21 protein-coding genes and 3 pseudogenes are annotated in these 26,246 nt (G+C 70.6%); 10 read left to right on the top strand and 14 right to left on the bottom strand.

Features of this window, described 5'->3' with window-relative positions:
* Positions 1 to 136 precede the first annotated feature (136 nt).
* Both AAFF41_RS26845 and dacB read right to left on the bottom strand, forming a co-directional pair.
* A complete protein-coding gene (locus AAFF41_RS26845) occupies positions 137 to 1,261 on the bottom strand; it encodes a zinc-dependent metalloprotease (protein ID WP_319751850.1) in 1,125 nt (374 codons plus the stop codon).
* Between the two features lie 118 nt (positions 1,262 to 1,379).
* Positions 1,380 to 2,993 carry a D-alanyl-D-alanine carboxypeptidase/D-alanyl-D-alanine endopeptidase gene (gene dacB / locus AAFF41_RS26840; protein ID WP_343324742.1) on the bottom strand — a complete coding sequence of 538 codons (1,614 nt, stop codon included), beginning with the start codon at positions 2,991 to 2,993 and terminating at the stop codon, positions 1,380 to 1,382.
* Positions 2,994 to 3,072: 79 nt separating this feature from the next.
* Between dacB and AAFF41_RS26835 the strand changes: the two genes are divergently transcribed.
* Both AAFF41_RS26835 and AAFF41_RS26830 read left to right on the top strand, forming a co-directional pair.
* Positions 3,073 to 3,564, top strand: a complete 492-nt coding sequence (locus tag AAFF41_RS26835) for an inorganic diphosphatase (protein WP_054237475.1) — start codon at positions 3,073 to 3,075, stop codon at positions 3,562 to 3,564.
* A 118-nt stretch (positions 3,565 to 3,682) separates the two neighbouring features.
* On the top strand, positions 3,683 to 5,323 hold the full coding sequence (locus tag AAFF41_RS26830; protein WP_319751852.1) for a threonine/serine exporter family protein: 1,641 nt from the start codon (positions 3,683 to 3,685) through the stop codon (positions 5,321 to 5,323).
* 96 nt (positions 5,324 to 5,419) lie between these two features.
* Here AAFF41_RS26830 and AAFF41_RS26825 read toward each other — a convergent pair whose 3' ends face one another.
* Positions 5,420 to 6,457, bottom strand: coding sequence for a DedA family protein (locus AAFF41_RS26825; protein WP_319751853.1), 1,038 nt, complete (start codon positions 6,455 to 6,457; stop codon positions 5,420 to 5,422).
* Positions 6,458 to 6,623: 166 nt separating this feature from the next.
* On the opposite strand from AAFF41_RS26825, the gene AAFF41_RS26820 reads away from it, so the two are divergent.
* Entirely contained in the window at positions 6,624 to 6,989 is a 366-nt protein-coding gene (locus tag AAFF41_RS26820; RefSeq protein WP_319751854.1) for a YbjQ family protein, read from the top strand.
* Positions 6,990 to 7,062: 73 nt separating this feature from the next.
* On the opposite strand, the gene AAFF41_RS26815 is transcribed toward AAFF41_RS26820, so the two are convergent.
* Positions 7,063 to 7,830: a MerR family transcriptional regulator gene (locus tag AAFF41_RS26815; RefSeq protein ID WP_343324741.1), complete on the bottom strand. Its 768-nt coding sequence runs from the start codon at positions 7,828 to 7,830 to the stop codon at positions 7,063 to 7,065.
* 130 nt (positions 7,831 to 7,960) lie between these two features.
* Here AAFF41_RS26815 and AAFF41_RS26810 point away from each other — a divergent pair, with 130 nt between their 5' ends.
* Together AAFF41_RS26810 and gad are read left to right on the top strand one after the other, a co-directional pair.
* A complete protein-coding gene (locus tag AAFF41_RS26810) occupies positions 7,961 to 9,226 on the top strand; it encodes an ion channel protein (protein WP_319751856.1) in 1,266 nt (421 codons plus the stop codon).
* A gap of 92 nt (positions 9,227 to 9,318) precedes the next feature.
* Positions 9,319 to 10,725 carry a glutamate decarboxylase gene (gene gad / locus AAFF41_RS26805; protein WP_319751858.1) on the top strand — a complete coding sequence of 469 codons (1,407 nt, stop codon included), beginning with the start codon at positions 9,319 to 9,321 and terminating at the stop codon, positions 10,723 to 10,725.
* Positions 10,726 to 10,748: 23 nt separating this feature from the next.
* Here gad and AAFF41_RS26800 read toward each other — a convergent pair whose 3' ends face one another.
* The 4 genes from AAFF41_RS26800 to AAFF41_RS26785 all read right to left on the bottom strand — a co-directional run bounded on the left by AAFF41_RS26800 (position 10,749) and on the right by AAFF41_RS26785 (position 14,568).
* Positions 10,749 to 11,390: a PadR family transcriptional regulator gene (locus AAFF41_RS26800; RefSeq protein WP_319751859.1), complete on the bottom strand. Its 642-nt coding sequence runs from the start codon at positions 11,388 to 11,390 to the stop codon at positions 10,749 to 10,751.
* Between the two features lie 37 nt (positions 11,391 to 11,427).
* Complete coding sequence (locus AAFF41_RS26795) at positions 11,428 to 11,964, bottom strand: DinB family protein (protein WP_319751860.1); 537 nt, start codon at positions 11,962 to 11,964, stop codon at positions 11,428 to 11,430.
* Positions 11,965 to 12,094: 130 nt separating this feature from the next.
* Positions 12,095 to 13,555 carry an aldehyde dehydrogenase family protein gene (locus AAFF41_RS26790; RefSeq protein ID WP_054237467.1) on the bottom strand — a complete coding sequence of 487 codons (1,461 nt, stop codon included), beginning with the start codon at positions 13,553 to 13,555 and terminating at the stop codon, positions 12,095 to 12,097.
* A gap of 188 nt (positions 13,556 to 13,743) precedes the next feature.
* On the bottom strand, positions 13,744 to 14,568 hold the full coding sequence (locus tag AAFF41_RS26785; RefSeq protein WP_319751907.1) for a helix-turn-helix domain-containing protein: 825 nt from the start codon (positions 14,566 to 14,568) through the stop codon (positions 13,744 to 13,746).
* 337 nt (positions 14,569 to 14,905) lie between these two features.
* On the opposite strand from AAFF41_RS26785, the gene AAFF41_RS26780 reads away from it, so the two are divergent.
* On the top strand, positions 14,906 to 15,424 hold the full coding sequence (locus AAFF41_RS26780) for an ATP-binding protein (RefSeq protein WP_054237522.1): 519 nt from the start codon (positions 14,906 to 14,908) through the stop codon (positions 15,422 to 15,424).
* A gap of 124 nt (positions 15,425 to 15,548) precedes the next feature.
* Here the strand turns inward: AAFF41_RS26780 and AAFF41_RS26775 are convergent, their stop codons facing one another.
* The 4 genes and pseudogenes from AAFF41_RS26775 to rpmG form a co-directional block, all read right to left on the bottom strand.
* Positions 15,549 to 15,818 carry a DUF397 domain-containing protein gene (locus AAFF41_RS26775; protein ID WP_060896084.1) on the bottom strand — a complete coding sequence of 90 codons (270 nt, stop codon included), beginning with the start codon at positions 15,816 to 15,818 and terminating at the stop codon, positions 15,549 to 15,551.
* 661 nt (positions 15,819 to 16,479) lie between these two features.
* Positions 16,480 to 16,752 (bottom strand): 30S ribosomal protein S18, encoded by a 273-nt coding sequence (gene rpsR / locus AAFF41_RS26770; RefSeq protein WP_343324740.1) that lies wholly within the window; start codon positions 16,750 to 16,752, stop codon positions 16,480 to 16,482.
* A gap of 71 nt (positions 16,753 to 16,823) precedes the next feature.
* A pseudogene (locus AAFF41_RS26765) lies at positions 16,824 to 17,075 on the bottom strand (type B 50S ribosomal protein L31); the annotation flags it as partial.
* A gap of 5 nt (positions 17,076 to 17,080) precedes the next feature.
* Positions 17,081 to 17,245, bottom strand: coding sequence for a 50S ribosomal protein L33 (gene rpmG, locus AAFF41_RS26760; protein WP_319751862.1), 165 nt, complete (start codon positions 17,243 to 17,245; stop codon positions 17,081 to 17,083).
* Positions 17,246 to 17,534: 289 nt separating this feature from the next.
* Here rpmG and AAFF41_RS26755 point away from each other — a divergent pair, with 289 nt between their 5' ends.
* Together AAFF41_RS26755 and AAFF41_RS26750 are read left to right on the top strand one after the other, a co-directional pair.
* Positions 17,535 to 18,005, top strand: a complete 471-nt coding sequence (locus tag AAFF41_RS26755) for a hypothetical protein (RefSeq protein WP_319751863.1) — start codon at positions 17,535 to 17,537, stop codon at positions 18,003 to 18,005.
* 259 nt (positions 18,006 to 18,264) lie between these two features.
* Positions 18,265 to 18,816 (top strand): DUF4232 domain-containing protein, encoded by a 552-nt coding sequence (locus AAFF41_RS26750; protein WP_319751864.1) that lies wholly within the window; start codon positions 18,265 to 18,267, stop codon positions 18,814 to 18,816.
* Positions 18,817 to 19,063: 247 nt separating this feature from the next.
* Here the strand turns inward: AAFF41_RS26750 and AAFF41_RS26745 are convergent.
* Positions 19,064 to 20,211 (bottom strand): annotated as a pseudogene (locus AAFF41_RS26745) (DUF2786 domain-containing protein).
* 151 nt (positions 20,212 to 20,362) lie between these two features.
* On the opposite strand from AAFF41_RS26745, the gene AAFF41_RS26740 reads away from it, so the two are divergent.
* Together AAFF41_RS26740 and AAFF41_RS26735 are read left to right on the top strand one after the other, a co-directional pair.
* Positions 20,363 to 21,124 carry a Clp protease N-terminal domain-containing protein gene (locus AAFF41_RS26740; protein ID WP_319751866.1) on the top strand — a complete coding sequence of 254 codons (762 nt, stop codon included), beginning with the start codon at positions 20,363 to 20,365 and terminating at the stop codon, positions 21,122 to 21,124.
* A gap of 47 nt (positions 21,125 to 21,171) precedes the next feature.
* Positions 21,172 to 22,862: pseudogene (locus tag AAFF41_RS26735) on the top strand (bifunctional 3'-5' exonuclease/DNA polymerase).
* 70 nt (positions 22,863 to 22,932) lie between these two features.
* Here AAFF41_RS26735 and AAFF41_RS26730 read toward each other — a convergent pair.
* A complete protein-coding gene (locus AAFF41_RS26730; RefSeq protein ID WP_343324739.1) occupies positions 22,933 to 26,172 on the bottom strand; it encodes an AfsR/SARP family transcriptional regulator in 3,240 nt (1,079 codons plus the stop codon).
* Positions 26,173 to 26,246 lie beyond the last annotated feature (74 nt).

Raw genomic sequence — 26,246 nt, 5'->3', positions numbered from 1 at the left:
TGTGTAGATGGTGACAGAAACGGGCCGTTCCCCGAGCATTGCACGCCTACCGTTGGCTCACGGTCCCTCGGACGGGTGATTGGAGGGGCGTTCACCTGCCGTCGGCCGAATTCGTTTCACGACCTTGCCGTAGGGTTCACGACTCCGCCTTGCGGTGCACCCGTGCGACCCAGTCCGCCGGTTTGGCGATCTCCGTCTTGGTCGGGAGGGTGTTCGGGGAAGTCCACACACGGTTGAAGCCGTCCATGCCCACCTGGTCCACGACCGCGCGCACGAACCGCTCACCGTCCCTGTACTGCCTCAGTTTGGCATCCAAACCGAGCAGCTTGCGCAGGGCGAGGTCGAGCCGGGAGGCCCCCCTGGCCCGGCGCTGCTGGAACTTCTCGCGGATCTCGCCCACGGACGGGACCACGTCAGGACCCACGCCGTCCATCACGAAGTCCGCGTGACCCTCCAGGAGGGACATCACGGCGGTGAGGCGGCCGAGGATCTCCCGCTGGGCCGGCGTCTGCACGATCTCGACCAGGGACCGGCCCCCGTCGTCCTCCTCGCCCTCGGGACGGCCGCCGGCGAGCGACTGGGCCGCCTCCCTGATGCGCTCCAGGACCGTCATGGGATCGACCTCGGTCTCGCCCAAGAAAGACTGGATTTCGCCCTCCAGGTGGTCGCGCAGCCAGGGCACGGCCGTGAACTGCGTACGGTGCGTCTCCTCGTGCAGACACACCCACAGGCGGAAGTCGTGGGGTTCCACGTCGAGTTCGCGCTCCACGTGGACGATGTTCGGCGCGACGAGAAGGAGCCTTCCGCCGCCGTTCTCACCCGCCGGGAGTTCCCTCGTCGCCGGGGCGAAGGTCTCGTACTGCCCGAGGACGCGCGACGACAGGAACGACAGCAGCATGCCCAGTTCCACGCCGGTGACCTTGCCGCCGACGGCGCCGAGGACGGCCCCGCCCGGGGTGGTCCCCCGCCGTTCCTGCATCTTGTCCAGCAGGGGCTTCAGGAGTTCCCGGAACCCCGCGACGTTCGCCCGGACCCAGCCCGGGCGGTCCACCACCAGGATGGGGGTGTCGTGGATGTCGTCCGTGCCCATACGAGTGAAGCCCCGGACGTGTTCCTCCGAGGCCTTCGCATGCCGGCGCAGCTCCGCGACGACCTCCCGGGCCTCGTCGCGGCTCACCTCGGGGCCAGGCCGCACAAGCCGTGTCGCGGTCGCCACCGCGAGATTCCAGTCGACCATCTCGGCACCACCGATGCTCGTCATGCGTCAACCGTACGTGAGCGGGTCCAAGTGCGGTGAGGGGTAAGGCACCGGATGCGCCCGTGCTCCGGGGCGCACGGGGCTCGTGGTACGAGTGGTGCCCAGGACCTGGGGGCGGGTCCTAACGGCAGCCGCAGCCCGCCAGTGCCGAGGCCGTGCGGTCCAGGGCCGACTGGGCCGCCGACGGGTCACTCGTGTCGGAGGCCAGGAAGGCGAAGGCCAGCAGGCGGCCGTCGGCGTCGACGACCGTGCCCGCCAGGGTGTTCACCCCGGTCAGCGTGCCGGTCTTGGCGCGGACGAGGCCGGTGCCGGACGCGTCGTCGGCGTAACGGTCGCTGAGGGTGCCCGTGAAACCCGCGACCGGCAGACCGGTCAGGATCGGCCGGAGTTCGGGATGGGCGGGGTCACCGGCCTTGACCAGGAGGGCCGTGAGCAGGTCCGCCGTGAGCCTGTCGTCCCGGTTCAGACCGCTGCCGTCCGTGAAGTGCGCGCCGGACAGCGGGAGTCCGAGCTTCTTCAGCTCGGCGTCGATCGCCGCCGCGCCTCCGTCGAAGTCGGCCGGTCGGCCGGTGGCGAGGGCGACTTGGCGGGCCATGGCCTCCGCGATGTCGTTGTCGCTGTTCGTCAGCATCCGCTCGATGACGGCGGACAGCGGCGGCGAGGAGACCGAGGCGAGGGACTGTGAGCCGCGCGTCGCCTTGGAGAGGCCGGGGGTCGTCGTCTTGATGCCCTTGGCCTCCAGCAGCCCCGCGAACTTCCCGGCCGCGTCCGCCGCCGGGTCCGCGGCGCGGGTGACCGGGCCGCTGGCCGAGTCGTCTGTGCGGGCCTCGTCGACCATCAGGGCGCTGACCGGCGCGAGGTTGGGGTTGGTGCCGATGGGGTGCAGGGCGGGACCGGCGTAGAGCGAGGTGTCGTACGAGAGCGTCACCTGGTTCAGATGACGGGCCTTCAGGGCCGTCGCCGTCTCGTCGGCCAGGGTGCGCAGGCTCGCCCATCCCGCCGCCTCCTTGCGAGCGGTCAGCGTGGGGTCGCCGCCGCCGACGAGCACGACCTCCTTGGTGCCGGGCTCCAGGACCGCGCGGGTCTCGATGCGGTGGTCGGCGCCCGCCGCGGAGAGCGCGGCGACCGCGGTGGCGATCTTCGTGGTGGAGGCCGGGGTCTGCGCGTCGTCGGCGCCCTTGCCGTACAGCCGCTTGCCGGTCGCCACGTCGACGACCACGGCCGTGCGCCGCCCGCCGAGCGCGGGGTCGCCCAGGAGTCGGTCGAGGGTGCTCGTGAGGGCCCTCTGGGTGGGCGCGGGCACCGAGACGGTGGAGCCGCCGAGACCCGTCAGCACGGAGGCGGCGCTGGGCGCGGGCTTCGGCGCCGCGGGGGACGTATCGGAACTACGTCCGTGATCTGCGCCACCCTCCCCTTCTCGCGATGCGGCCCAGTCACGCTCGGCCGTACGCTGACCGGAGGAGTCCCAGGGGCCGGCGAAGGCCACCGCCCCGGCCGCGAGTGCCAGGCCCGCGGTGGCGGCGACGGCTGTGAGCCGCGGGGTCGTGAACTTCACGGAACGCGGCCGTACGGCTTGAGCAGCCCGCACCACATGCGGTCGCACGGACTGCGCAGCCCTCGTCACACGCGGCTGCACGGTCTGCGCGACCCGCGTCACATGCGGCTGCACGGTCCGCTTGATCCGCACCACATGCGGTCTCGCGGCCCGCCAAGCCCTCAGCTCTGGCACGACCACCAGCCCCTTTCGCGATCACACACCTGCGTGAGGGACACTTAACCACCAGAACTATGTGTTGATCATGGAGGAGCCACCGGTGGAGTTCGACGTCACGATCGAGATTCCGAAGGGTTCGCGGAACAAGTACGAGGTGGACCACGAGACCGGTCGGATCCGCTTGGACCGTCGACTCTTCACCTCGACCAGCTACCCGGCCGACTACGGCTTCGTCGAGAACACCCTCGGCGAGGACGGCGACCCGCTGGACGCGCTGGTCATCCTGGACGAGCCGACCTTCCCGGGCTGCCTCATCCAGTGCCGCGCGATCGGCATGTTCCGTATGACGGACGAGGCCGGCGGCGACGACAAGCTGCTGTGCGTCCCGGCGCACGACCCGCGTGTGGAGCACCTGCGGGACATCCACCACGTGTCGGAGTTCGACCGCCTGGAGATCCAGCACTTCTTCGAGGTCTACAAGGACCTCGAGCCCGGCAAGTCCGTCGAGGGCGCCAACTGGGTCGGCCGCGCGGAGGCCGAGGCCGAGATCGAGCGTTCCTACAAGCGCTTGAAGGAGCAGGGCGGTCACTGATCCCTCCTGAGCCCCGCGGGCCGCGTGACCCCTCCCGGGGTGGCGCGGCCCGTTCGCGTATCCGTGCGCATACTGGGGCGTACGGGAGGTGCACGGTCGGCAACAGCGGGAGTGGTGGGTGACGGACGCGGAGGACCGCAAACCGCAGTCGGACGAGGCGAGGAGTGCCTTCGCGCAGCCGGACGGCGTGGCACCGGCGGTCGAGGACGAATCGGGGACCACGTCGGAGTTCGCGGTCCCCAAGGGGCTCGTGCCGCCCGAGACGGCCGGCACCGAGTCCGAGGGGTCGGCGTTCAATACCCCGCGCACCTACAGCGCGAAGCACGCGCCGCCCGCCTTCACACCGGCGACCGGCGTCCCCGTGGTCAGCCTGACCAAGGACGTGCCCTGGCAGGACCGGATGCGCACGATGCTGCGCATGCCGGTGGCCGAGCGTCCGGCACCCGAACTGCTGCACAAGGAGGACGAGGTCGGCCCGGCCGTCCCCCGCGTGCTCGACCTGACGCTGCGCATCGGCGAATTGCTGCTCGCGGGCGGTGAGGGCGCCGAGGACGTGGAGACGGCGATGTTCGCCGTCTGCCGCTCGTTCGGCCTGGACCGCTGCGAGCCGAACGTCACCTTCACCCTGTTGTCCATCTCGCACCAGCCGTCCCTGGTGGACGATCCCGTGACGGCCTCCCGGACCGTACGCCGACGGGGCACCGACTACACACGGCTCGCGGCCGTCTACCGGCTCGTCGACGACCTGAGCGACCCGGAGACCACGTTCTCCCTGGAGGAGGCCTACCGGCGCCTCGCGGAGATGCGGCGCAACCGGCACCCGTATCCCGGCTGGGTGCTGACCGGCTGCACCGGGCTGCTGGCGGGTGCAGCCTCGGTGCTCGTGGGCGGTGACGCGATCGTGTTCGTCGCCGCGGCGCTCGGCGCGATGCTGGGCGACCGGCTGGCCTGGCTCTTCGCGGGGCGCGGGCTGCCGGAGTTCTACCAGTTCACGGTGGCCGCGATGCCGCCGGCCGCGATAGGTGTCGCGCTCCAGCTCGCGCACGTCGACACGAACTCGTCCGCGGTGATCACCGGTGGACTGTTCGCGCTGCTGCCCGGGCGGGCGCTCGTCGCGGGCGTCCAGGACGGACTGACCGGCTTCTACATCACCGCGTCCGCGCGCCTCCTGGAGGTCATGTACCTCTTCGTCGGCATCATCGTCGGCGTCCTCATCGTGCTCTATTTCGGCGTGAAGTTCGGCGCCGCGCTCAATCCGGACCAGGCGCTCAGCATCTCCGAACGGCCCCTGGTGCAGATCGCCGCCGCCATGCTGCTGTCGCTGACCTTCGCCGTCCTGCTCCAGCAGGAACGATCCACCGTGCTCGCGGTGACCCTCAACGGAGGCGTCGCCTGGTCGGTGTACGGGGCGATGCACTACCCGGGCGGTATCTCGCCGGTCGCCTCCACCGCCGTCGCGGCGGGCCTGGTCGGCCTCTTCGGGCAGCTGCTCTCCCGCTACCGGTTCGCGTCCGCGCTGCCGTACACGACCGCCGCGATAGGGCCCCTGCTCCCTGGGTCGGCCACCTACTTCGGGCTGCTGTCGATCGCCCAGAGCAACGTCGACAAGGGCCTGGTGTCGCTCTCCAAGGCCGCGGCGCTCGCCATGGCCATCGCCATCGGTGTGAACCTGGGGTCGGAGATCTCCCGGCTGTTCCTGCGACTGCCGGGGGGCTCCGCCGGGGAGCGCAGGGCAGCGAAGCGGACGCGGGGGTTCTGAGGGCCGGGCGCACGAGAGCTCGGTCGCTTCTGTTCAGCGGCGACCGCGGGCTTGTTGTGGCTGATCGCGCAGTTCCTCGCGCCCCTTTCGGGGCGCTCAGTTGCCGTACGGGTATTGCTGGTAGCTCTGGTCCTGGTTGCCGTAAGGCTGCTGCTGCGGGTAGCCCTGCCGGGGCGGGTGGGCCTGGCCCTGGTCGTAGTTCGGGTCGTAGTTCGGGTCGTAGTTCGGGTCGTAGTTCTGACCGTAATTCTGGTCGTACCCCTGGCCCTGGCCCTGGTAGTAACCCTGGTCCTGGTTGCCGTACGGCTGCTGGGACTGCTGCTGCGGGTATCCCTGGGCGTACTGGTCCTGCTGGTGCTGGTCCTGCTGGTACGGGTCCTGCTGGTACGGGTCATGGCCCTGCTGCGGCTGGTGCATGCGCAGCGGACGCGTCGCGTCGTCCATGGCGGGGGGCATGGGCTGCTGCTGGTAGGCGGCCGGGCCCTGGGGAGTCTGAGGCTCCGGCGGGTTCTTCTTGGCCTTGGAGCGCGCCCGCAGGAACTCGATGGCGATCGGGACCACCGAGACGAGGACGATCAGGATCAGGATCGCCTCGATGTTGTTCTTGACGAAGTCGATCTTGCCGAGCCAGGAGCCGAGCAGCGTGACGCCCGCGCCCCACAGGACTCCACCGATGATGTTGAAGGTGAGGAAGGAGCGGTACTTCATGCCGCTGACGCCCGCGATGATCGGCGTGAAGGTACGCACGATGGGCACGAAGCGGGCGAGGACCAGGGACTTGGGTCCGTACTTCTCGAAGAACTCGTGGGCCTTGACCACGTTCTCCTGCTTGAAGAGGCGGGAGTCCGGGCGGGTGAAGAGCGAGGGGCCGACCTTCTTGCCGAACAGGTAACCCGCCTGGTCGCCGAGGACCGCGGCGACGCAGATCAGGGCGACGGCCCCCCACAGCGGGAAGTCCAGCTGGTTCGACGTGATCAGCAGGCCGCAGGTGAACAGCAGCGAGTCACCCGGCAGGAAGAAGCCGATCAGCAGGCCGGACTCGGCGAAGACGACGAGCAGCAGGCCCCATATGCCGAAGTTGTCCAGGAGCGTGTTCGGATCCAGCCAGCTTGGACCAAGGGCAAGCGTCGTCACGGTTCCGGGCTCCTGAGGGGTGAAGGAAAAGTACGGCGGTCCTGGGACGGCAGTACGGCAGCACATCAGTACTGTCGGCCAAAGCTATCAACGCACAGTGTTCGTGCCAGGTTCCACCAGCGCCCCCAGGATGCACTGTGTGCCCACTGGGACAAAGCTGTGAGCCATGGGCATCGATGAATACGGAGGCGGCCAGGGACCCCGGTCGGACGTCCTGGTCGTGACGACGAACGACGCGCCCGGCTACCGCGTCCAGCAGGTCATCGGCGAGGTCTTCGGCCTCACCGTGCGATCCCGGCATCTGGGCAGCCAGATCGGCGCGGGTCTGAAGTCGATGATCGGCGGCGAGCTCAAGGGGCTCACCAGGACCCTCGTGGAGACCCGTAACCAGGCCATGGAACGACTCGTCGAGCAGGCACGCGTGCGGGGGGCGAACGGCGTGCTGATGATGCGGTTCGACGTGACCGAGGCGGCGGACGTGGGCACGGAGGTGTGCGCGTACGGCACCGCGGTGGTCCTGGTGAAGGAGTAGGGCGCGACCGGCCGCGGAACCGGAACCCGGTGAGGGGCACCCGCCGTGGCGGGTGCCCCTCACCGTCTTTCCGTCAGGCTTCCTGGGAGTGCCGGGCCGCGTTCGCCGTGATCGCGTCCCTGAGGTGTTCGGCGAGACCCGGGCGCATGGAGTCGTAGTACACCTTGAAGCGTTCGTCGGACACGTACATCGCGCCGAGGCACCCGTGGTGCTCGTACGAGCAGTCGTAGAACCACTTGCCGATGTGCTGCCGGTGTTCCTCGGCCATGTCCATGGCCCGCTCGCCGGTCGCGCGTTCGCCCGCTTCCATGAGGGCGTCGTAGCGCTCGCCCCAGGAGGCGACCTCGGCCTGGATGCGCTGCCAGTCGTCCTTGGTGTAGCGGGCGGCACGGCGCTGTGACTCGGCGTACTCCGCCGTGCCGCCCCACCGCCGTTCGGCCTCCTCCGCGTGCTCCTCGGGATCCTTGCCCCCGAAGACCTCGAACCTCTCCTCGGGCGTGAGGTTGATGCCCATCGTGCGTGCCTCCATGGCGTGCTCCACGGCCGCGGCCATCTTCTGCAGCTTCTCGATCCGGGCGGTCAGCAGCTCGTGCCGGCGGCGCAGGTGCGCGCGCGGGTCCGCCTCCGGGTCGTCGAGCAGGGCCGCGACCTCGTCGAGCGGGAAGCTCAGCTCCCGGTAGAACAGGATCTGTTGCAACCGGTCGAGGTCGGCGTCGCTGTAGCGCCGGTGCCCGGCGTGGTTGCGCTCGCTCGGAACGAGCAGGCCGATCCCGTCGTAGTGGTGCAGGGTGCGCACCGTGACCCCGGCGAAACCGGCGACCTGGCCCACTGAGTAGCCCACTTCCGCTCCTTCCTCGGTACGTGTCCCACCATCGGACCTCACGCCACGTGAGGTGCAAGCCGGAATTCCCCGGATCCCGAATCACACCCTTCGGGATGTTGTGCGGCTTTTGCCCGCTTAGGGTGTGGCCGTGAGCACCGATGCGTCCACGGCGACCCCCTTACGGCGTCTGCTGCCGTTGATCGTGCCCTCCGTGGTGGTCGGTGTGGCCGCGGCGCTCGTCCTGCTGGGCGTCAGCCTGCTCGCCGACCGCTTCAAGGACGTCCTGTGGGAGACCCTTCCGGACGCACTGGGCGTGGGCCGCTACTCCGTGCTGTGGATGGTCGTGATGCTCACGGCGACCGGCATCGCGGTGGGTCTGGTCGTGTGGAAGGTGCCGGGGCACGCGGGGCCGGATCCGGCGACCACGGGTCTGGTCGACGCTCCCCTGCCACCCCGCGTTCTGCCCGGGCTGCTCGTCGCCACCGTCCTGACGCTGGCGGGCGGGGTGAGCCTGGGCCCCGAGAACCCCGTCACGGCCGTCAACGTGGCCCTCGCCTACTGGCTCGGCACCCGCGTGATCCCGGGTTCCGCCGTGGGGCTGTGGGTGGGCCTGGCGGTCGCGGGCACGATCGGCGCCCTGTTCGGTACGCCGGTGGCCGCAGCGCTGATCTTCTCCGAGGTACTGGCCGGGCAGCCGGGGCCCGGCGCCCTCTGGGACCGGCTGCTGCCGCCGCTGCTCGCGGGCGGCACGGGCGCGCTCACCATGTTGCTGCTCGAGCACCCGAGCTTCGACCTCGCGCTGCCCGCCTACAAAGGCCCCCACTGGGGCGACCTGCTGAGCGCCCTGGTGGTCGCCTCGTTGGCCGCGGCGATCGGGATGACCGCGGTGTGCGCCCTCCCTTACGCCCACGCCGCCTTCTCGCGGCTCAGGCACCCCATGGTGGCGCTTCCCGTGGGCGGTCTCGTCCTGGGGCTGCTGGGGGCGCTGGGCGGGCCTCTGACGCTCTTCAAGGGCCTGGACGAGGTGAAGACCCTCGCGGCGAACCCGGAGGGCTGGTCGGCGGGACGGTTCGCGCTGATGTTCGCGGTGAAGCTGGCCGCGCTGCTGGTTGCCACCTCGTGCGGCTTCCGGGGCGGCCGGATCTTTCCCTCCGTGTTCGCCGGGGTAGCTCTCGGGCTGTGCGCGCACGCGTTGGTACCGCAGGTGAATCCCACGCTCGCCGTGGTGTGCGCGGTCCTGGGTGTGCTCCTGGCCGTCACCCGGCAGGGCTGGATCAGCCTGTTCACGGCGGCCGTCCTGGTGGCCCAGCCTGCCGTGCTGCCCGTGCTGGTGCTGGCCTCGGTACCGGCCTGGCTGCTCGTCACCGGACGCCCGCAGATGCAGCTGCGCGCCGACGGGAGCGCGATCCGGTGAACCGACGGGCCCCTCCGATCCGATGAACCAGTAGGACCCCCGATCCGCTCAACCAGCAGGACCGTCCGACCGCCGACTCGATGGGAGATCCCATGCCGCTCCACCAAGGTCCCGAGAAGCCCGACGAGCGCCCGGTGTCCGTCAACCCCTTCTTCGGGGAGGCGAACCCGGTCGGGGGCATGACCGAGGCCCCGCCCAAGCACCGGCTTCCGGACGGGCCGCTGCCACCCAACACCGCCTATCAGGTCGTCCACGACGAGCTGATGCTGGACGGGAACGCGCGGCTGAACCTCGCCACCTTCGTCACCACCTGGATGGAACCGCAGGCCGGGGTGCTGATGGGCGAGTGCCGGGACAAGAACATGATCGACAAGGACGAGTACCCGCGCACCGCCGAGCTGGAGCGCCGCTGCGTGGCGATGCTCGCGGACTTGTGGAACGCGCCGGACCCGGCGTCCGCCGTCGGCTGTTCGACGACCGGATCGAGCGAGGCGTGCATGCTCGCCGGCATGGCCCTGAAGCGGCGCTGGATGCGGCGGAACGCGGATCGCTACCCCGGAGCACGCCCCAATCTCGTGATGGGGGTGAACGTCCAGGTGTGCTGGGAGAAGTTCTGCAACTTCTGGGAGGTCGAGGCACGCCAGGTGCCCATGGAGGGCGACCGGTTCCATCTCGACCCGCAGGCGGCGGCCGAGCTGTGCGACGAGAACACCATCGGGGTCGTCGGCATCCTCGGCTCCACCTTCGACGGGTCCTACGAGCCGATCGCCGACCTGTGCGCGGCCCTCGACCAGCTCCAGGAGCGTACGGGCCTGGACATCCCCGTCCATGTCGACGGCGCGTCCGGCGCGATGATCGCCCCCTTCCTCGATCCGGACCTGGTCTGGGACTTCAGGTTGCCGCGGGTGTCCTCGATCAACACCTCGGGCCACAAGTACGGGCTGGTCTACCCGGGCGTCGGCTGGGCACTGTGGCGGACCGAGGCCGAGCTGCCCGAGGAGCTCGTCTTCCGGGTCAACTACTTGGGCGGCAACATGCCGACCTTCGCCCTCAACTTCTCCCGTCCGGGCGCGCAGGTCGTGGCGCAGTACTACACGTTCCTACGGCTGGGCCGGGATGGCTTCCGGGCCGTGCAGCAGACGACCAGAGACCTGGCCCGCGGGCTCGCCGAGCGGGTCGAGGCGTTGGAGGACTTCCGACTCCTCACCCGGGGCGACGAGTTGCCCGTCTTCGCTTTCACCACGGCACCGCATGTGACCTCGTACGACGTCTTCGACGTGTCCCGGCGCATGCGGGAGAGCGGCTGGCTGGTGCCCGCGTACACCTTCCCGGCCAACCGGGAGGACCTGTCCGTCCTGCGTGTGGTGTGCCGCAACGGCTTCTCGGTGGATCTCGCCGACCTGTTCATCGAGGACCTGAGCCGGTTGGTGCCCCAACTGCGCAGGCTGCCGCATCCGCTGACCCAGGACAAGGAGGCGGCGACGGGCTTCCATCACTAGGGCCTGTCCGGCCAGGGGCGTGGCTACTCCTGGTCGCCGGGGTGCGGGGTTCCCGTGGCGTACGGGTTCTCCTCGCCGTCGACCAGGACCCCGACGAAGGGTTCGCCCTCCCCGGCGAAGGTGTACGCGCCGCCCTGGACGCGCTCGATCAGGCCCCGGGTCCACTGTGCGCCGGAGTCGGCGGAGTGGACCCAGAAGTTCATGATCTCGCCGATGTGGCCGAGCTGTCCGGGGCCGTCCTCGGGGGCGTAGTACCCGGTGACGGACTTGCGCCACTCCTCGATGGCGCGCACCCGCTCCCGGAGGAGTTCGAGGGTCTCCGCACGGCCGAGGTCGACCATGAAGCCGAGCGCGGCCGAGAGGATGTCCGGTTTCTGGTCGTACGCGGTCAGCGACCGGCGCAGCAGCGTGAAGTACTCCTCGGTGCCCTGGTCCGTGATCTCGTACTCGGTGCGCGGCGGGCCGCCCGCCGTGGACGGGGCGATCTCGTGGGCGAGCAGCAGTCCCTGTTTCGCCATCTGCTTGAGCGCGTGGTAGATCGAGCCGGGCTTGGCGTTGGACCACTCGTGCGCGCCCCAGTACTCGAGGTCGTTGCGCACCTGGTAGCCGTGGGCCCGCCCGTGCTGGCGGACGGCGCCCAGCACCAGGAGACGGATCGCTGACATGCGGTCCAGGTTATGGGGGCAGATGAGGGCGCGGAGGTCAACCCTCCTGCGCGCGGGCGACCAGCTCGAAGGCGGTGGCGCCGTCCAGGGACTCGCGGATGATGTCGGCGTGGCCGGCGTGCCGGGCCGTCTCACGGATCAGGTGGAGCGCCACCCAGCGCATCGAGACCCGTTCCCGGGGGAACCAGGGGGCTTCGGGCAGTGCGAAGGTCTCGTCGAGGCTGGGCACCGAGCGGATGAACGCCTCCGTCTCGGCGGCGACCTTCTCCCAGTACGCGAGCTGCGACGCGACGGTCTCGTCGCCGACGAGCGCAAAGCACTCGTGCCAGGTCGACTCGTCCCGCTCGACGGCGGGCGACTCGCCCTTCGCGCGGGCGATCCAGGCCTGCTCGGTCTCGGCGACGTGCTTGAGCAGCCCGGCCAGGGACAGTTCGCTCGCGCTCGGCCGGCTCGTGGCCTGTTCCGGCGTCAGGCCGATCAGGGCGCGGCGGATCCCGCCGCGCTCGGCCTCCAGGAAGGAGAGCAGTGCTCCACGCTCGTCGCCGGGAGTCTCCGCCGCAACGTGAGTAACCATGATCGCCGCCTCTCATCGGTCCACCTGTCTGGCATCCCCTGCCTGACACCGACGAACGTACGGGCCCTTGCGGTCAGCTTCTGTCCGTAAGGGCCCGAGGGCGACGAAGAGTCTCCGAACGGAAGAATCCCTAGAACGGGAAGAAGCTGCGGCCGTGCTGGACCGAGATCCACTTCTGGGTGGTGAAGGCGTCGACGGTCGTCTCGCCGTTCAAGCGGCCGATGCCGGAGTGCTTCTCGCCGCCGAAGGGGACCAGCGGCTCGTCGTGGACGGTGCCGTCGTTGACGTGGAACATGCCGGTGTCGATCTGCTTGGCGAAGGCGACACCCCGCTCGACGTCGGCGGTGTGCACGGCGCCGCTGAGCCCGTACGGGGTGTCGTTGACGATGCGGACGGCCTCCTCCTCGCCGTCGAAGGTGACGAGGAGCGCGACCGGGCCGAAGATCTCCTGCCGGAGGATGGCGGAGTCGGCGGGCAGGTCCGTCAGGACGGTCGGCTCGACGAGGTTGTCGGTGGTGGCGCCGCGCACCAGGGCCGTGGCGCCCTCGGCGATCGCCTGGTCGACCGCGCCGGTGAGCGAGTCCGCCTGGGAGGAGTTGATGACCGGGCCGATGATCGTCTGGGGGTCGCTCGGGTCGCCGACCTTCAGCGTCTTCACCTTGGCGACGAACTTCTCGGTGAACTCGTCCGCGATCGAGCGGTCCACCAGAACGCGGTTGGCGGCCATGCAGACCTGGCCCTGGTGGACGTAGCGGCTGAAGACCGCCGCGTCGACGGCGTAGTCGATGTCCGCGTCGTCGAGGACCACCAGGGCGCTGTTGCCGCCGAGCTCCAGCACCGCGCTCTTGAAGTGCGAGGCGCAGACGGTGGCGACGTGGCGGCCGACCTTGTCGGAGCCGGTGAAGGAGATGACCTTCGGTACGGGGTGCTCGATGAAGGCGTCGCCGATCTCGGCGATGTCGGTGATGACGACGTTGAGCAGACCGCCGGGCAGGCCCGCGTCCTCGAAGACCTTCGCCACCAGGGAGCCGCCGACGATCGGGGTGTTCTGGTGCGGCTTGAGGACCACGCCGTTGCCGAGCGCCAGGGCCGGCGCGACGGACTTCAGGGAGAGCAGGAAGGGGAAGTTGAAGGGGCTGATCACGCCGACGACACCGACGGGGACGCGGTAGAGGCGGTTCTCCTTGCCGTCGATCGGCGAGGGGAGGATCTTGCCCTCGGGGCGCAGCGCCAGCTGGATCGACTCGCGCAGGAACTCCTTGGCGAGGTGGAGTTCGAAGCCCGCCTTGAGGTGGGTGCCGCCGAGCTCGGCGATGATCACCTCGGTGATCTCGGCCTCGCGCTCCTCGATGATGCGCAGGGCCTTCTCGAAGACGGCGCGACGGGCGTACGGGTTGGTCGCGGCCCATTCCTTCTGGGCGCGCCGGGCGGCGAGGTAGGCCTCGTCGACCTCGTCGACCGTGGCTATGGTGATCGACGCCAGCTTCTCGCCGTTGTACGGGTTGAAATCGATGATGTCCCAGGAGCCGGTGCCCTGGCGCCACTCGCCGTCGATGTACTGCTGGGCCAAGTCGGTGAAGTAGGACGACATGCGCTCCCTCAATCCCCTTGCTGCCGAGGCAGACATCCGAGTCTGAGTCAGCAGACACATCCGATCAACGTCTGATCAGACGTCATCGTACTTGCGTCCAAAGGGAGTTGGAGAGCGCCTCCGAAGAGTCCATGAAGACTCACAGGCGAACAGACCGTGAAGACTCGCCGGAGGCGGCGGGGAGAAGGTCAGGAGAGCTGGAGCAGCCCCCGCAGCAGATCGCGGCTCTCGGAGGGCCCGGGACTGTCCTGCTGCAGCTGCTTGAGGGCGCCTTCGTACTGGGTGACGTCCTCGCGTTTGTCCAGGTAGAGCGCGCTGGTGAGCTGCTCCAGATAGACGACGTCCGACAGGTCGGACTCGGGGAAGCTCAGGATGGTGAAGGAACCGCTCTCGCCCGAGTGGCCGCCGAAGCTGAACGGCATGACCTGAAGTCGTACGTTGGAACGCTCCGACACCTCGATCAGATGCTGGAGTTGCCCACGCATCACCTCGCGGTCACCGTAAGGGCGGCGCAGCGCGGCCTCGTCGAGGACGATGTGGAACTCCGGGGCCTTCTCGGAGACGAGGTACTTCTGCCGCTCCAGGCGCAGCGCGACGCGCCGCTCGATGTCGGCGGGCGAGGCGCCCCGCATGCCGCGCGCGACGACCGCGTGGGCGTAGGCCTCCGTCTGCAACAGGCCGTGCACGAACTGGACTTCGTACGAGCGGATCAGATGGGCCGCGCCCTCCAGGCCGACGTAGGTCGGGAACCAGCTGGGCAGGACGTCCGAGTAACTGTGCCACCAGCCCGCGACGTTGGCCTCCTTGGCGAGGGAGACGAGCGATGTGCGCTCGGCCTCGTCGGTGATGCCGTACAGCGTCAGCAGGTCCTCGACGTCGCGCGTCTTGAAGCTCACCCGTCCCAACTCCATGCGGCTGATCTTCGATTCGGAGGCACGGATCGAGTAACCGGCCGCTTCCCGGGTGATTCCGCGCGACTCCCGCAGGCGCCGCAGATGTGATCCCAGCAGCATGCGCCGCACCACCGAGCCACTCGACTCACCAGCGCTCACGTTCGTCCGCCTCCCCAACCGTCTTCAAGGGCCGAAGTCTGCCACTAAAACACTTCAAGCAGTACTCGTTCAGTTACAGAAACGGAAAGAGCCCAAAGAGACCACACAGGAAAAGATCAGTAGAGGGTCAACAAGCGGGAAGAAGGTGACAGAAGAAATGACCAAGAAAGGGTGGAGGAAGGTCTAATTCGGGCGCGTGCACGTGCATCTGCCCTTGCATCTGCTGTACGCATTCGGAACCATGGTCCTCGCGCCACCGCTGCATCGCAACGACCGCGAACACCCGGGAGTGCCTCGCATGGGGACGAATGGATCGACCATGCTCGAGCCGTTACGGCAGGGACTTCCGCCGCTCGACCCCGCGGCTGTGTCCAGCGCAGCTTCCTGCGCCCTGCCGGCGCGCTACGAAGCGGTGCGCGAAGCTCGGCAGTTCACCCGCAGAACGCTGGACCAGTGGGACATCGGTGAGCGCTTCGACGATGTCTGCCTGGTGGTCTCCGAGCTCGTGACCAACGCCCTGCGGCACGCCCTGCCCTCGGACACACCCCGTTCGGACGACCAAGGCCCGCCCGTGCGGCTGCACTTGATGCGGTGGACCTCGCGTCTGGTGTGCGCGGTGCGCGACCCCAGTCACGACAGTCCGGTCGCGGGCGACTCCGAGGACTTCTCGGCGGAGTCGGGCCGGGGCCTGTTCCTGGTCGACTCGTTCGCCGACAGCTGGGGCTGGCACCCGCTCGCGGGCACGCTCAGCGGCAAGGTCGTGTGGGCGCTCTTCAGGCTTCCGCAGCCGGCCGCCGGCGGGGTTTCGGCCGAATAGAGAACCGCGGCGCTTTTTGGCGCCGCGGTTCTACGCGCGTTACACGCCGCGACAAGGTCGTTGCCGTCAGTTATGCCGGTTGCCCCACCCGAAGGCGCGCCCGGGTGTGCGGCGCCGACTCACGTCAGCCGGCGATCAGGTGGTCGAACTCGCCGTCCTTGATACCCAGGAGCATGGCCTCGATCTCGGCGCGGGTGTAGACGAGCGCGGGCCCTTCCGGGAACCGCGAGTTCCGCACCGCCACGTCGCCCCCGGGCAGCCTCGCGAACTCCACGCAGGAGCCCTGCGAGTTGCTGTGCCTGCTCTTCTGCCAGGCCACCCCGGTCAGCTCGGTCGCAGCCATGCCGTTGTACACGTCATCCAGGTCATCCACGTCGTACACGTCGTGGTCCACAAGTCGCTCCCCGGTCGTGCAGTGGCCGATGTGGCCATTGATGCAGTGGCCAACTGCCCCGGATCATAGCTCTGTTCATGTGCAGATGCATGGGCAGATGCACGTGCACGGGGGGTGCTCCCACGGTTACAGCTTTTACCGCCCTTTGACTACCGAGTGTTGACCGCCCGACTACTGTCTGGTACTCGCCGGGCTGCGTCTGGTCCAGCGTCTGCCCTGGAGAACGCATGACATGCGCTTTCCAGCCCCCGTGCATGATCTTCCACGCCATCATCCGTGCTGGGTCGTCCGGGTCGAATCCCACATGCAATAAGAAGAGACGCGTACCGGGCCCTTCGAGTTTCAACGTTCACATAATGGCCCGATCCGGAGGGTCGTCGGATCGACGTCGGCCCACCGGACCTTTGGCATCCGCTCCGGCTCGTACGCGAGAATCCGCACGTCGCTGGCGCCGGAGAAGCGGATCGCCCTCCGGAGCGAGGGCAGGGCTCCGTCCGGGGCGGGGTTCATGACCTGCCGCCGCCGGGTTCAGTCTCGGCCTCGCTCCCGGCTTCGGCTTCGGTGCCCCTGTGGTCAACGAGTTCGCCGAGGACCTTGAGGCGGTCGTGCCGGAAGCGATCGTACGGTGGAGCCCGTCAGCGGCCGGTGCCGGAATACGGCTTCACAGCGCCATCTCACGCACGTCCTTGATCGCACGGGGGAGCATCCGCTGCTGCCGCGCGGTCACCCGGGTGACCCGGCGGCTGCGGATCTCGCCGCGGTCGGAGATGAACTTCCGCAGCAGGTCGGTGTCCTCGCCCGCCGCGGCCGTCGCCAGGTCGTGATGGAGGGCGACGCTGTCGGGAACGTCGGCGAGCAGCCGTGCGACGGCGGCCTGCCGCGCATCCGCGTGCAGCCCGCCGACGATCACGACGCAGAGGTGCGAGGTCGGCATCAGCCGGCACCGCCGCGCTTGTCGAGCGCCTTGTCGCCCGCCTTGCCGCGCGTCTTGCCGAGCGCGTCGCCGCCCGCTCCGTAGCGGCGCTCGAAGCGTTCCACCCGGCCCGCGGTGTCCAGCACTCGCGCGTTGCCCGTGGAGAAGGGGTGGCTCACGTTCGAGATCTCGACGTCCACCACCGGGTAGGTGTGGCCGTCCTGCCGGTCGATCGTCTTCTCCCCCGCCGTGGCGGCGAGCGTCGAGCGGGTGAGAAAGGCGTGGTTCGCGGCGCGGTCACGGAAGACGACGGGGCCGTACTCCGGGTGGGTTCCGTCGCGCATGACGGTCAGCGCTCCTCTCGGAAGTCGACGTGCCGGCCGGCGACCGGGTCGAACCTGCGCAGGGTCATCCGGTCCGGGTCGTTGCGCCGGTTCTTGCGGGTGACGTACGTGAAGCCGGTCCCGGCCGTGGACCGGAGCTTGATGACGGGACGGAGTTCGTTGCGTGCCATGGCCGGTATTTTAATGAAAATGACTCCCATCTCCAAGATATCTCGGAGAGAGGTGCGTCACCCTTGTCCCTCCGAACGATGCCTCGACGACTCCCTCGAAACGGTGTCCCGACGACTCCCTCAGAAGATTCGTAAGTTCTCCCGATGTCTCGCTCAGGGTGTTCGGGAGTGTGGCTGATAGCTTGCTGCGGTCGTTCCGGCGACCCCAGCCACACCATCACCCTTGGGGGCTTCAGTGACATCGGCGACTTCGGCGACCCTTCCGCGCCGGCGGGCCCGGGGCGCGGCCATGGCCTTGGCCGCGGGTCTGGCGGGCACGCTCGCGCTGACCGGGTGCAGCAGCGACTCGGGGTCCGGCTCGGGGGACGGGTCCGCGAGTCCCGGCGCATCCGCTTCGGGGACGGCCGGCACGGGTGGCGAATCGGGCACCCCTTCGACCGCCGGCAGCAAGCTGGAGGGCAGCTGGGTGGCCACGACCGGCGGCAAGGCCGTGGTGCTGGTGATCACCGGCAAGCAGGCCGGGCTCTTCACGACGGGCCGCACCGTGTGCACCGGGACCGCCGGTGACGAGGCGGGCATGCAGATGATCCACCTCAAGTGCACGGACGGGAACAAGGACCGCGCGACGGGCATGGTCGACTCCGTGAACAGCACGACGCTGAAGGTCACCTGGTCGGGGAAGCTCGGCAAGGAGTCGTACACGAAGGCCGAGGGCGGTCAGCTCCCGTCGGGACTGCCGACGGCGAGCCTGGGCTCCTGACCGGCCCGACCCCTCCCTGACCGGCCCTGACCTGTACCGATCTACGCCAGTCGGCTCTTGGCGGCGGGCCGCGGAATCCCTGGGACTCCGCGGTCCGCTCGCGCGCCCGTCACTCATGTCGTCGACGCGGGGCGACCTTCGGGTCGCATTCGGGACATACACGACACGGGAGAGGCGCGTGACAGGGGGGCCGCGCAACGCGTGCCCACCGGTCTGCGTGATGATCCATGAGCACCTTCACGAACCCAGGGGGAAACCCATGCGCGCCCTTCCGATCGCCGTCGTCGCCGCCGCGGCGGCACTCACCCTCACCGCCTGCGACAGCGGCGGCAGCAACAGCACCGAGGACGGCAAGAAGGCCTCGACCGCCTCCACCGCCGCCGCCTCCTCCACGGCCTGCAAGATCGACCAGATCGGCATCCAGGTCGGCCCCGCGAACGCGGCCCCGGCCGCCGGCGACACCGGCAACGTGCCCGTCACGCTCACCAACAAGGGCGCCGAGTGCACCCTTCAGGGCTTCCCCGCCGTCAAGGTGCAGGACGGCGGCGCGGGTACGGACGTACCCGAGGAGAAGTCCGCGACTCCGCCGAAGCTGACACTGGCGGCGAGCGGTACCGCCTCCTTCACGATCACCTACGTACGGGGCACGGCGGGCGACGGGAAGAGCCTCGCCGCCACCACGCTGAAGATCGGCCTGCCCGGTGCCGCCACCCCGCAGAGCTTCAAGTGGTCGTACGGTCCCCTCGCGGGCAAGACCGGTCCGAACGACCCGAACGCCTCCGTGAGCTCGTTCCAGCCCGCGGGCGACTGAGCGGCGCTCCCGGCACGCAAGCCGGAGGCACCCGGCCGCCCGGCGAAAGCCGGGGAGCGATCCCGCGCGAGCCGGGGGCCCAGCCGGCCCACGCGAGCCGCGAGACGCTCGACCGTCCCACGCGAACGGGGAGGCGCCCAGCCGCCCGGCGAAAGCCAGGGAGCACTCGGCGGTCCCGCGCGAGCCAGGGGGCTCAGCCGTCCCACGCGAGCCGAAAGACGCTCGGTCGTCCCGCGCAAGCCGGGCGTCAGCGAAGCGGCGGACGCGCTCCGACCTGGGCACGGTCCGCCGCCGCGGCTCCTTCCTGCCACCCGGCCGCGTCGTTGACCCCGCGCAGCCGGGTGGTGACGGTGTCCGGGAACATCCGCTCCATGTGGTCGTTGACCGCCACGTCACGGGCCGCCAGGACGGGCAGCAGCTCCGCCACCGGGGCCTGCGACGCGGCCTCCCCCTCGGCCTCCTCGGCGGCGGTCGCCAGCCGGTCGCCGATCCGGTGCGCGTACGCGGCCAGGAACGACTGCCGGAAGCTCTTCGTACGTTTCCTTCCCCGGCCCGCTGGGCCGCCTCCGCCTTCGTCATCGCGGCCGTGGCCTGCACGAGCAGCGAGGTGTAGAGGAGTTCGACGGCCTCCAGGTCGGGTTCGAAGCCGACGACGGTCGAGAATCCGAGCGACTCGTTCCACACGGCGCGACAGCGGTTCGTGTCGGCCACCGCGTCCAGCAGCACCGCCTTGGCCGTCTCGTACGGCGGCTCGACACCGATGCGGCAGGCGCCGGGCGCGTCCTTGGCGTGCGTACGGGCCGCGAGCAGCGCCTCGTCGATGCTGTGCCGGGCCATCAGCTCCTGGGCCTTGGCACTCAGCGCCTCCGCCTCCTCCGGGAATCCGGTCGCCTCGGCCTTGGCGAGCAGCGCGCGGATTCGGGTGAGCATGCGGGAGTCCTGCGGGGCGGCCGGGGGCCGTGATGAGCCGTCGGACAGGTGCGCGTCGAGGGGTTCGAGGGTGGGGAGTCGGAGCAGCAGCCGGTACAGCTCCAGCGCGGCGGTCGCGAGCGAGAAGCGGTCGGTGCGCGGGGCACGGGCGTCCAGCTCTTCGAGCTGCGCCGCCCAGCGTGGGCCCCGGGGCCGCCGGTCCCGGCCGGCCTCCGCGCGCACCAGCTCCGACACCAGCTGCAGGTGTACGTCGTCGAGTTCGCGCCGCACGATCCGTACGACGTCGGCGGGCTGCCAGCCGCGACGCCACGCCGCGGCGACGAACTCCTCGCCGCGGCGGGCGAGTTCGGCGTCGGAGGCGGGGTCGGCGGCGAGCAGCGAGGCACCCGTGTCGAGGGCCGCGTCGCTGTCGGCGTAGAGCGCGGCCTCGAAGGCGCGCTCCACGGTGCTGGGCGTACTGCTCATGCGCCGATCGTGTCACGCCCGCCGAACCGGACCGTCCACACCCTGTGGACAGGGAAGCGTGGACGCGGACGCGGAAGGTGTCCGTGGACGCGGACACGCAGGGTGTCAACTACGGGTTGACACCCTGCACCTGTCAACCTACGGTTGACACATGACGACGAACCCACCCGGCAAGGCATCCGTACGCCTCGACGACCTCATCGAGGCCATCAAGAAGACCCACACCGACGCCCTTGAGCAACTCCAGGACGCGGTGATCGCGGCGGACCACCTCGGCGACGTGGCCGACCACCTGATCGGCCACTTCGTGGACCAGGCCCGGCGTTCGGGCGCGTCCTGGACGGACATCGGCAAGAGCATGGGGGTCACCCGGCAGGCGGCGCAGAAGCGCTTCGTCCCCAAGGCCGAGTCGGACCTCGACCCCAGCCAGGGCTTCGGCCGCTACACGCCCCGCGCCCGGAACGCGGTCATGGCCGCGCACAACGAGGCCAAGGCCGCGGGCAACGCGGAGGGACTCACCGAGCACCTCGTCCTCGGCCTCCTCTCCGAGCCCGAGGGGCTCGCCGCGAAGGCGATCACCGCGCAGGGCGTGACCCTGGACGCCGTCCGCGAGGCCGCGACCGCGGCGCTCCCGCCGGCGGCCGACGAGGTCCCGGAGCTCATCCCGTACGGCCCCGCCGCCAAGAAGGTCCTGGAACTCACCTTCCGCGAGGCCCTCCGCCTCGGCCACCACTACATCGGCACCGAGCACATCCTCCTGGCCCTCCTGGAGTACGAGAACGGCAACGGCGTTCTCAGTGGCCTCGGCATCGACAAGACAGCGGCGGAGACCTACCTCGCGCGCGTGCTGGAGGTCATCGCGGTGGGCGGACAGCAGAAGGACCAGCAGAAAGACCAGCAAGAAGATCAGTAGGGTCACGTCCGCGTCCGTTGTCAGACCCCCCTGCGAGACTCGGAACCATGAGCGACCGGTGGGCTCTCGCGCCGGCCGAGGACGGTGGTGCGGAGGTCGCCCCCCTCGGCTCCGACGGGCTGCCCGCGGGGCCGGTGCGCAGGGAGGCGGACCTGGTCGAGGCCGTGCGGGGGCGACCCGACGTGGTCCGGTGGGTCTGGCGGTCCACGGCCGAGGTCTATCCGCGTCTGCTCACCGCGGGGGTGCGAGTGGAGCGGTGTTACGACATCGAGGCCGCCGAGACACTGCTGCTCGGCCACGAGGGCCGGCTCGGCGAACCCCGGTCGGCGGCCGCCGCGCTGGCAAGACTGCGCGGCGGCCCCGTGCCGCCGGATCCCCCGCAGCGCTCCGCCGAGCCCGGCTCGCAGTCGTCCCTCTTCGAGCCGCGCCCGGTTCGCGTACCCCTGGAAGACCTCCTGGCGGTGTACGCCGATCAGCGCCGCCGGCACGACACGACCGCGCACCCGGAGCGCATGCACCTGCTGACGACGGCCGAGTCCGCGGGCATGCTGGTGGCGGCCGAGATGAACCGCACCGGGCTGCCGTGGCGCGCGGACGTCCACCGCGAGGTCCTGCACGAGCTGCTCGGCGAGCGGTACGCGGGCGGCGGCGAGCCCAGACGCCTCGCCGAGCTCACGGACGAGGTGTCGGCCGCCTTCGGCAGACGCGTCCGCCCCGACCTGCCCGTTGACGTCATCAAGGCCTTCGCGCAGGCCGGGATCAAGATCAAGTCCACCCGGCGGTGGGAGATCGAGACCATCGAGCACCCTGCCGTGAAGCCGCTGCTCGCATACAAGAAGCTGTACCGGATCTGGGTGGCGCACGGCTGGTCCTGGCTCCAGGACTGGGTGCGCGACGGACGCTTCCGGCCCGAGTACCTGCCCGGCGGGACGGTCACCGGCCGCTGGGTGACCAACGGCGGGGGCGCCCTGCAGATCCCCAAGGTGATCCGGCGTGCCGTAGTCGCCGACCCGGGCTGGCGGCTCGTGGTGGCCGACGCCGACCAGATGGAGCCGCGGGTGCTGGCCGCGATCTCGCGCGACCCCGGCCTGATGGAGGTCGCGGGCCGGGAGAGCGACCTGTACCAGTCGGTGTCGGACCGCGCGTTCGCCGGCGACCGGGCACAGGCCAAACTCGCCGTGCTCGGCGCGGTGTACGGGCAGACGTCCGGCGACGGCCTGAAGAACCTGGCCGCGCTGAGAAGACGCTTCCCCGCGCCGTCGCCTACGTGGACGACGCGGCGCGGGCCGGCGAGGAGGGCCGACTCGTACGGACGTGGCTGGGGCGGACGAGTCCCCCGGCGGCCGGCGCGTCCGACGCCTCGTCGGAGGAGGCCGGCATGCCGCAGGACGAACCCGCCGAGTCCCTCGGAGACCAGGGCTGGGTGCCGGGCTACGCCTCCTCCAACTCCCGCGCCCGGGGCCGCTTCGCACGCAACTTCGTCGTCCAGGGCAGCGCCGCCGACTGGGCGCTGCTGCTGCTCGCCGCCCTCCGGCGCACCTGCGCGGACCTCACCGCCGAGCTGGTCTTCTTCCAGCACGACGAAGTGATGGTGCACTGTCCGGCCGAGGAGGCGGACGCGGTCGTGGCCGCGATCCGGGAGGCCGCGGAGCTGGCGGGACGGCTGACGTTCGGCGAGACCCCGGTCCGCTTCCCGTTCACGACGGCGGTGGTGGAGTGCTACGCGGACGCCAAGTGACCCGGACGGCGGCCCGCGTCTCTCCCCTCGGGTGACCTCGCCGGGCAGGTGCCCGACTCCTCCAGGTGGCCTACTCCTCCTCCAGGAGTTCCCTCAGCGCTCCCACCACCGAGGTGTCCGTCCCGTCCAGCGCCGCGAGCGCCGACTTCCACAGCTCGTACGCCCCCGCGACATCCCCCTGCGCGCGCAGCAGCAGCCCCAGCTGATGCCGGGCGAGTCCGCCGGTGTAGCGGTCGGCGCGCTGATCGGCGCGGAGGAGCAGCAGATCGCACTCGCGCGTGGCCCGTTCGACATGCCCCACCCCGCGCAGCGCGCGCACCAGCCCGAGCCGCGTCTGCGACTCCCCGTGCCAGTCGCCGTGACCGCCGAGGATGCGCAGGCTCTCCTCGAAGTGCGGTACGGCGGCGGCCGGTTCGCCGAGCGTCAGATGGGCATAGCCGATGTTGCAGTGCGCGGAGTGCCGGATGATCACGTCGTCCATCGCGTCGCCGATCGCCAGGCTGCGCTTGTGGTGGTCGATGGCGGCCCGGGCGTCCGTGTGCTCGTACAGATTGCCGAGGTGGCTGTAGGTGATGGCCTCGGTGTGCGGGTCGCCCAGCTCCCGGGAGAGTTCGAGGCTCTGCAGCAACGCCTCGCTGGACTCGGCGTGGCGGCCCAGCCCCTCCAGCAGCATGCCGCGGTTGTTCAGACCGCGCCGGATCCACGACAGCACCCCGAGCCGCCGCCAGATCGCCAGCGCCTCGTCGTTCAGCGTGAGCGCCTCGCTCGCGCGGCCCGTCATGAAGTGCAGTCCCGCGAGGTCCCCGAGCGCGTACGCCTGCGCGGCCTCGTCCCCGAGCCGCCGCGCCGCGCCCACCGCGGCCCGCAGGAGCACCTCCGACTCCGGGACGCGGCCGCTGCGCTGGAGATAGGGATTGAGCAGCCGCACCAGCACGGGAACGTACGCGGAGGTGTCCGCGTACCGTTCCACCAGTGCCACCACGTTCTCCAGTTCCAGGTCGCCCCAGGCGAAGGCGTCCCTGGCGGTGCAGAACGGCGGCGTGGCCGCGGCGTCCACCGTGTGCGCGGCCGGCTGCGCGGCGGTCGGCCGGCTGCGGTCCTCGCGGTCGAGGCCCGGCTCGACGATCGCTTCGAGGGAGCGGGCGGCGACACCGGCGTACCAGCGCAACGCCCGCTCGGACACGTGGATGTCCGCGCCCCCGGCCCCGGGTTCCCCGTCCGTCTCGCCCGCGATCTCCCGGGCGAAGTCGCGGACGAGGTCGTGGGGTGCGTAGCGGCCGTACGCCGTCTCCTCCAGGAGCGCGACGTCGACGAGGCGGTCGAGGGCGGCCTCGGCACGGAACTCGGCGATGCCGGAGAGCCGGGCGAGCAGGGGCGCCCCGTAGACGGGGAGGTCGAGCGCGCCGATGCAGCGCAGCACGAGCGCCGCGTCCTGGTCGGCCTCCCGCTCCGAGGCACGCAGCGCGTCGAGCGCGACGGCCAGCGATCTGCGGACGCTCAGGTCGTCGTACTCCAGATGATGCAACCGCCCTTCGGTCGCGGTCAGTTGACCGGCGAGGACGTCCGGCGTCAGCGCGCGGCGCGCGGCGAGACGGGCCGCGACCACGCGCAGGGCGAGCGGGAGCCGGCCGGTGAGTTCGACGAGGGGGTGCGTACCGTCGAGGCCGTCCACCCGCCCGGACACCGCGCGCAGCAGCGCCGCGCTGTCCTCGACCGAGAGCGGCGCGAGCGGGAAGCGCCGCGCGCCGTCCAGCGCGGTGAGCGGTGAACGGCTCGTCACGATCACCGCGCACCCCGTGCCCGCGGGCAGCAACGGCCGTACCTGAGCGGCGTGCGCGGCGTCGTCGAGCACCATCAGGGTGCGCGTCGGGGCCAGCATCGAGCGGAGCAACGCGGCGGCCGCGTCCGGGTGTTCGGGGATACGGCGCGGCTCGGCACCGAGGTCGCGCAGCAGCGCGGCGAGCGCCTGGCCGGGGGTGAGGGGGGTCATTCCGGGCGTGGCGCCGTGCAGGTTGACGTACAGCTGGCCGTCGGGGAAACGTTCCCGCAGGCCGTGTGCCACATGCAGCGCCAGGGCGCTCTTGCCGACTCCGGCCATCCCGCTGATGACGGCGACGGCCGGAGCGGAGGGGCTGGGGTGCCGGGCCGTGTCGAGGGCCACGTTCAGTTCCCGGCGTACGTCGGCACGGCCGGTGAAGTGTCCGGGCGGAGGCGGGAGCTGGGCTGGGCGGGGCGGGGCCGGTTCCGCCGGGGCGGACTGCTCCGCGCGGTCTCCGTCCGCACCCCCGTTCCCGTCCCGGTCGTGTGCGGACTCCTCGCTCTCCCCCGCCCGCTCACGCAGGATCTCCAGATGCGCCGCGCGCACCGCGGGCCCGGGCTCGACACCGAGTTCCTCGACCAGGCGGGCCCGTAGGTCGCGGTGGACGGCCAGCGCCTCGGCCCGACGTCCGGTGCGGTGCAGTACGAGCATCAGCAGCCGGTGGAAGGCCTCGCGCAGGGGGTGCTCGGCGACTAGGGCGGACAACTCGGGTGCGAGGGCGGCGAGTCGGGTGGTGCCGGGGGAGCCGGAGGTGTGGGGGGCACCGGTGGCGTCCGTTGCTTTTGCGTCGGCGGAGACCCCGGTGTTCCCGATGTCACTGATTTCCCCGATGTCACCGAAAACCCAGCCGACCCCGGTACCACCGGTGCCCCCGGCGTGCGCGGTGTCACCGGTGCCCCCGGCGTGCGCGGTGTCACCGGCGTTCCCTCGCGCGCCACCCGCAAAAACCCGCCCGGCCCCCGGCCCCGCAAGCCGCAACTCGGCCTCGTACCGGCACTCCAGGACGAGCAGCCGCGCCTCCTCCAGGCGCTGGACGAGCGCGTGTCCGCCGAGTTCGGGCGGGACCCCGTCGAGCGGTGTGCCGCGCCACAGCGCGAGCGCCGCGAGGGCCTCGCGCAGCGCCCGCTCCCCGTCGCGCCCGGCGTGCGCGGCGCGTGCGGCCGTGACGTGGGACTCGAAGACGCGCACGTCCAACTCGCCCTCGCCGACCCGCAGGAGATACCCGGGCGGCATGGCCCGCAGCCGTTCCGGATCGTCGAGGAGCCGCCGCAGCCGGGTGACGTGGTTCTGCAACGAGGCCTGCGCGGACGCGGGCGGCGCCCCGCCCCACAGTGCGTCCTTGAGCGCGTCCACCGAGACGACCCGGCCCGGCTCCAGGAGCAGCGCGACCAGCAGGGCGCGCATCTTGCCGCCACCGATGGAACGGACCTCGCCGTCGGCGTCGTACAACACCGGAGGCCCCAGCAGCCCGAACCGCAGCCCGTACCGCATAGCCCGCCCCACTGCCTTTCCGTGCGACCGACCCGACCGGTTCAGACCGGTACCGACCACACCCATGGCGACTT

The sequence above is a fragment of the Streptomyces mirabilis genome (genome assembly GCF_039503195.1).
GTDB classification, from domain to species: domain Bacteria; phylum Actinomycetota; class Actinomycetes; order Streptomycetales; family Streptomycetaceae; genus Streptomyces; species Streptomyces mirabilis_D.
The sequence above is the reverse complement of the archived record's forward strand: the minus strand, read 5'-3'. Positions and strand labels throughout refer to the sequence as shown.

Excerpts from the sequence above, each read along its gene's own strand:
- AAFF41_RS26845 (WP_319751850.1), bottom strand. The coding sequence starts at position 1,261 with ATGACGAGCATCGGTGGTGCCGAGATGGTCGACTGGAATCTCGCGGTG.
- AAFF41_RS26795 (WP_319751860.1), bottom strand. The coding sequence starts at position 11,964 with ATGGTTACTCACGTTGCGGCGGAGACTCCCGGCGACGAGCGTGGAGCA.
- AAFF41_RS26755 (WP_319751863.1), top strand. The coding sequence starts at position 17,535 with ATGGCCTTGGCCGCGGGTCTGGCGGGCACGCTCGCGCTGACCGGGTGC.
- rpmG (WP_319751862.1), bottom strand. The coding sequence starts at position 17,245 with ATGGCACGCAACGAACTCCGTCCCGTCATCAAGCTCCGGTCCACGGCC.
- AAFF41_RS26750 (WP_319751864.1), top strand. The coding sequence starts at position 18,265 with ATGCGCGCCCTTCCGATCGCCGTCGTCGCCGCCGCGGCGGCACTCACC.
- AAFF41_RS26790 (WP_054237467.1), bottom strand. The coding sequence starts at position 13,555 with ATGTCGTCCTACTTCACCGACTTGGCCCAGCAGTACATCGACGGCGAG.
- AAFF41_RS26740 (WP_319751866.1), top strand. The coding sequence starts at position 20,363 with ATGACGACGAACCCACCCGGCAAGGCATCCGTACGCCTCGACGACCTC.
- AAFF41_RS26820 (WP_319751854.1), top strand. The coding sequence starts at position 6,624 with ATGGGCATCGATGAATACGGAGGCGGCCAGGGACCCCGGTCGGACGTC.
- AAFF41_RS26780 (WP_054237522.1), top strand. The coding sequence starts at position 14,906 with ATGGGGACGAATGGATCGACCATGCTCGAGCCGTTACGGCAGGGACTT.
- gad (WP_319751858.1), top strand. The coding sequence starts at position 9,319 with ATGCCGCTCCACCAAGGTCCCGAGAAGCCCGACGAGCGCCCGGTGTCC.
- AAFF41_RS26785 (WP_319751907.1), bottom strand. The coding sequence starts at position 14,568 with ATGCTGCTGGGATCACATCTGCGGCGCCTGCGGGAGTCGCGCGGAATC.
- rpsR (WP_343324740.1), bottom strand. The coding sequence starts at position 16,752 with ATGCCGACCTCGCACCTCTGCGTCGTGATCGTCGGCGGGCTGCACGCG.
- AAFF41_RS26800 (WP_319751859.1), bottom strand. The coding sequence starts at position 11,390 with ATGTCAGCGATCCGTCTCCTGGTGCTGGGCGCCGTCCGCCAGCACGGG.
- AAFF41_RS26730 (WP_343324739.1), bottom strand. The coding sequence starts at position 26,172 with ATGCGGTACGGGCTGCGGTTCGGGCTGCTGGGGCCTCCGGTGTTGTAC.